The organism is Nitrobacter sp. 62-13 (assembly GCF_001896955.1).
In the GTDB taxonomy this organism is placed as follows: domain Bacteria; phylum Pseudomonadota; class Alphaproteobacteria; order Rhizobiales; family Xanthobacteraceae; genus Nitrobacter.
In genome coordinates, this window is the sequence record NZ_MKRN01000150.1 from 1 (window position 1) to 5,139 (window position 5,139).

2 protein-coding genes and 1 pseudogene are annotated in these 5,139 nt (G+C 62.8%); all 3 read left to right on the forward strand.

Features of this window, described 5'->3' with window-relative positions; genetic code table 11:
• Positions 1 to 76: 76 nt before the first annotated feature.
• Positions 77 to 1,522, forward strand: a pseudogene (locus tag BGN91_RS10670) (glucan ABC transporter ATP-binding protein/ permease); the annotation flags it as partial.
• Between the two features lie 307 nt (positions 1,523 to 1,829).
• Positions 1,830 to 3,230, forward strand: a complete 1,401-nt coding sequence (locus tag BGN91_RS10675) for a D-alanyl-D-alanine carboxypeptidase family protein (RefSeq protein WP_292612946.1) — start codon at positions 1,830 to 1,832, stop codon at positions 3,228 to 3,230.
• Positions 3,231 to 3,336: 106 nt separating this feature from the next.
• Positions 3,337 to 5,019 carry a long-chain fatty acid--CoA ligase gene (locus tag BGN91_RS10680; RefSeq protein WP_292612945.1) on the forward strand — a complete coding sequence of 561 codons (1,683 nt, stop codon included), beginning with the start codon at positions 3,337 to 3,339 and terminating at the stop codon, positions 5,017 to 5,019.
• Positions 5,020 to 5,139: the final 120 nt, after the last annotated feature.

Genomic DNA, 5,139 nt, shown 5'->3' on the forward strand with positions numbered 1-5,139 from the left:
ATGCCGGCACCCATTCCGGCCGCTTGATGAAGGTGATGTTGCAGGGCACCGACGCGCTGTGGCGGCTGTGGATGCCGGCACCCATTCCGGCCGCTTGATGAAGGTGATGTTGCAGGGCACCGACGCGCTGTGGCGGCTGTGGCTCGGCTTCTTCCGCGAGCATTTCGCGGCGATCATGTCGCTCGTCGTGCTGCTGCCGTTGTCGCTCTATATCAACTGGCGGATGGCGATCGTCCTGTTCGCGCTCTGCATCGTGTTCACGATGCTGACGACGCTGGTGGTTCGCAGAACCTTCGACATGCAGAACGAGGTGGAGACGCATTTCAGCGATCTCTCCGCGCGCGCTTCCGACGCCCTCGGCAATGTCGCGCTGGTGCAGAGCTTCGTGCGCGTCGATGCCGAGGTCCAGGGCCTGCGCTTCGTCGCCGACAAGTTGCTGGCGGCGCAGATGCCGGTGCTGTCGTGGTGGGCCGTCGTCACCGTGATGACGCGCGCCTCGACCACCATCACCATCCTGGCGATCTTCGCCGTCGGCATCGCGCTGAACCAGCGGGGAATGACATCGGTCGGCGAGATCGTGATGTTCGTCAGCTTCGCCACCATGCTGATCCAGCGGCTCGAACAGGTCGTCTCCTTCATCAACAGCGTTTTCATGGAAGCGCCGCGGCTCAAGGAGTTCTTCAACGTGCTCGACGCCGTTCCGGCGGTGCGCGACCGTCCCGATGCCGTCGACCCCGGACGATTGCAGGGTCTCGTCGAATTCGACGACGTGTCGTTTACCTACGACGGCAAGCGGCCCGCGGTGGAGAACCTTTCCTTTGTGGCATTGCCCGGCCAGACCATTGCGCTGGTCGGCCCGACCGGCGCTGGCAAGTCCACTGCCGTCGCTCTGCTGCATCGCGCCTTCGATCCGCAATCCGGCGCCATCAAGATCGACGGCATGGATATTCGCGGCCTCACGCTGGCCGGGTTGCGCCGAAATATCGGCGTAGTGTTTCAGGAGCCGCTATTGTTCGACCGCTCGATCGCGGAGAACCTGCGCGTCGGCAAGCCGGATGCGTCCGAGCAGGAGATGCGGCTCGCGGCCGCACGCGCCCAGGCGCTGGAGTTCATCGAACGCGGCGAGAAAAAGTTCGACACCCATGCGGGCGAGCGCGGACGCATGTTGTCCGGCGGCGAGCGGCAACGGCTGTCGATCGCCCGCGCGCTGCTCAAGGATCCGCCGATCCTGATTCTCGACGAGGCGACCTCTGCGCTGGACGCTGTGACCGAGGCCAGGGTCAATGCCGCTCTCGATGAAGTGATGAAGGGCCGCACCACCTTCGTCATCGCACACCGGCTCTCCACCATCCGCAACGCCACGCGCATTCTGGTTTTCGAGAACGGACGCGTGATCGAAAACGGAACCTTTGAAGAACTCGTGGCGAGGAGCGGCCATTTCGCCCAGCTCGCGAAAGCACAGTTCATGATTCCGGACGGTTCCCCGAGCGTCGAAATTCGGCCCCTTTCGTCGGGGAATTAAGCAGCGACCCACTGTTCTGGCTCACCGAGCCAGTATAGGTTGGCGCAGCCGCGATCGACGGCGCCGGACACGCTTGAAACCCAGCGCGTATTCCGCAAAAGTGGATACCGGTTTTGCGATCAGAATACGCGCAGTCACTCAATGAGAGTATTTTCTTACGGCTAACCGAACGCTACTTAGCCGGAAAATGCTCGAAGCAGGCCTCCTTGCCAAAGGCGGGTCTCAAAGGACCGGAACGACCGTGCATTTTCTCATCGTCCTGTTTCGCAAATCCATCGCCCTAGCTCGCACATCGTTGCCGGTCTGGATGATGCTTGCGAGCGGATTAATCGTCGCGATCGCACCGGTACGCGCGGCTCATGCCACAGAAGCGCACCTTCTGATCGAAGCCGACACCGGAAAAGTGCTGGAGGCGGAGAACGCCACCTATCCCTGGTATCCGGCCTCCCTCACCAAGCTGATGACTGCCTATGTCACGCTGACGGCGGTCAAGCAGGGACGCATCACGCTCGACACGCTGTTCGCGGTGTCGCCGACCGCAGCCGCCCAGTCGCCTTCGAAGATGGGCTTCCGGCCCGGCACGCAGGTGACCGTCGACAATGCGCTGAAGATGATGCTGGTGAAGTCGGCGAACGATATGGCCGTGGTGCTGGCGGAGGGCGTCGGCGGCTCGATCGACGGCTTCTCGGCCGAAATGAATGCGACCGCGCAACGGCTCGGCATGACCCAGACGAGCTATGTGAATCCGAACGGACTGCCGGCAGATGGCCAGATCACGTCGGCACGCGATCTCGCCATTCTCGCGCGTGCGTTCATTCACGATCTGCCAGAGTACGAATATTTCGTGCACATTCCCTCGATCCGCTACGGCCGCAGGGTGACACAAAATTTCAATAAGCTGATCGGACGCTTTCCCGGCGCAGACGGCTTCAAGACCGGCTTCATCTGCGCGTCCGGCTATAATCTCGTCGCATCCGCCACGCAGAACGGCAAACGCCTGATCGCGGTGGTGCTTGGCGCCTCGTCCGGCACGATGCGCGCGGTACGCGCCGCGCAGATGCTGGAGCGCGGCTTCGCCAACAATACGCTGTCGTGGCTGCGTCCCGCGCTCGGCACGGTCGACAATCTGGCGCCCATTGCCGCCGCGCCTCCGAATCTGCGCGACGAGATGTGCGGCCCCAAGCGCAAGCATCCCGCCAGCGACGAGGACGACGATGTTGCGGCCAATACGACGACGACCGGCGCTGCGGTGATGTCGTTCTTGGCGACCGGCGTGCAGCCGCCGGCCTTGCGTCCAGTGGATATGATGGCGGCGGCGCCCGCCCCCTCGGACCCGATCGTCGTCTATACCGGACCGACACGGACCGGCGCGGCCATCGCCGCAGCCGCGGAAGCCGATGCTGCGCGCGATGCTCCACCTAAAGCAGGAAAGCGCAACAAGGTAACTCGCGGCAAGCGCAACGGTTCATCTGCGGCCAAAAGCGAAGCCAGATCTGAAGCCAAGTCTGCAGCCGCCACCGAGCCAAAAAAATCCAAACACCGGGCCTCGGCGACGATAAAATCCGGCGACGGCGCTAAAGCCACGAACGCCAAGACGACCCAGGTCAAGGATGGCCACGTCAAAGGCGCCCGCGCCAAGCAGGCTGCCGCCCGTCCAGCCGCCAAGCCGAAGCCGGCGGAAAGCGCCAAGGGCGAAGCCGGGCAATAGAGCGCGCCGGCACAGTCGCGCAGCCGCTTGCCTTGGACAACCGCCTTGCTCAATACTCCCTGAACAAGACCTTTCTCGCTTGAATGCGGGAGACCCGGGGAGTCGCATGGATCGCATCTGGCTCAGCCAATATCCCGCAGGCGTGCCTGCCGATATCGACGCGTCGCAATACGCCTCGCTGATCGACCTGCTTGAAGAGAGCTTCGCCAAATTTCGCGATCGCAAGGCGTTCATCTGCATGGACAAGGCGATCACCTATCGCGAGCTCGATGAGGCGTCACGGGCGCTCGGCGCCTATCTGCAAGGCCAGGGACTAAAAAAAGGCGCGCGCGTCGCGCTGATGATGCCGAACGTGCTGCAATATCCGGTCTCGACGGTGGCCGTGCTGCGCGCCGGCTATGCCGTGGTCAACGTCAACCCGCTCTACACGCCGCATGAGCTGGAGCATCAGCTCAAGGATGCCGGCGCGGAAGCGATCATCGTGCTGGAGAATTTCGCACAGACCGTGCAGCAGGCGATCGGCAAAACCGCCGTCAGGCATGTCATCGTCGGCAGCATGGGCGACCTGCTCGGCTTCAAGGGCGTGATCGTGAATTTCGTGGTTCGCCACATCAAGAAGATGGTGCCGTCGTTATCGATCCCGGGCGCGGTCAGGTTCAACGACGCCCTCGCCGCAGGACGCGGCATGACGCTGGCCAAACCGAACCTTGCGCCCGACGACGTCGCCTTCCTGCAATATACCGGCGGGACCACCGGCGTCTCGAAAGGGGCGACGCTGCTTCATCGCAACATTCTCGCCAATATGCTGCAGAACGACGCCTGGCTGCAGCCGGCGCTGAAAAAGCCGCCGGTGGTCGATCAGCTCTTCATCGTCTGCGCGCTGCCGCTCTATCACATCTTCGCGCTGACGGCGTGCTTCATGCTGGCGATGCGCGCCGGCGGCGTCAATCTGCTGATTCCGAATCCGCGCGACGTGCCGGGCACGATCAAGGAACTGATGAAGCATCAGATCAACTGCTTCCCGGCGGTGAACACACTCTATAACGCCCTGCTCAATGCACCCGGTTTCGACAAGGTCGACTTCTCGAAGCTCAAGGTCTCGATCGGCGGCGGCATGGCAGTCCAGAAGGCGGTCGCGGAGAAATGGCTGACAGTGACGGGCTGTCCGTTGCTCGAAGGCTATGGCCTTTCCGAAACTTCGCCGACCCTGACCTGCAATCCCGCCGACCGCGACAAGTTCACCGGCACGATCGGTCTACCCATGCCCTCGACATACATCTCCATCCGCGACGACGAGGGCCGCGAGGTGCCGCTCGGCGAGGCCGGCGAAATCTGCGCCAGGGGTCCGCAGGTGATGCCAGGGTACTGGAACAGGCCGGACGAGACCGCGAACGTGATGACGGCGGACGGCTTCTTCCGCACCGGCGACATCGGCGTGATGTCCCCGGATGGCTACACAAAAATCGTCGACCGCAAGAAGGACATGATCCTGGTCTCCGGCTTCAACGTCTATCCGAACGAGGTCGAGGAGGTGATCGCGAGCCATCCGGGCGTGCTGGAATGTGCGGTGATCGGCGTCAAGGACAGGAAGTCGGGCGAGGCGGTGAAGGCTTTCGTGGTCAGGAAGGATCCGAGTCTTACGCCCGAGGACGTCATCAAGTTCGCGCGCACGGAGTTGACGAGCTACAAGGTGCCACGGCAGATCGAATTCCGCGACTCGCTGCCGAAAACCAATGTCGGCAAGATTCTCCGCCGCGAACTGCGCGAGAAGAGCAAGACAGCGGCATGAAGGTCATTGTCGCAGGTCGTCCCTCCGCTGGAATGCCGCACTCCCTCGCCCCGCTGCTGCAAGGAGAGGGTCGGGGTGAGGGGCCACTTCGCTGGCGCTCCAACAAACCGAGAGCAAAAA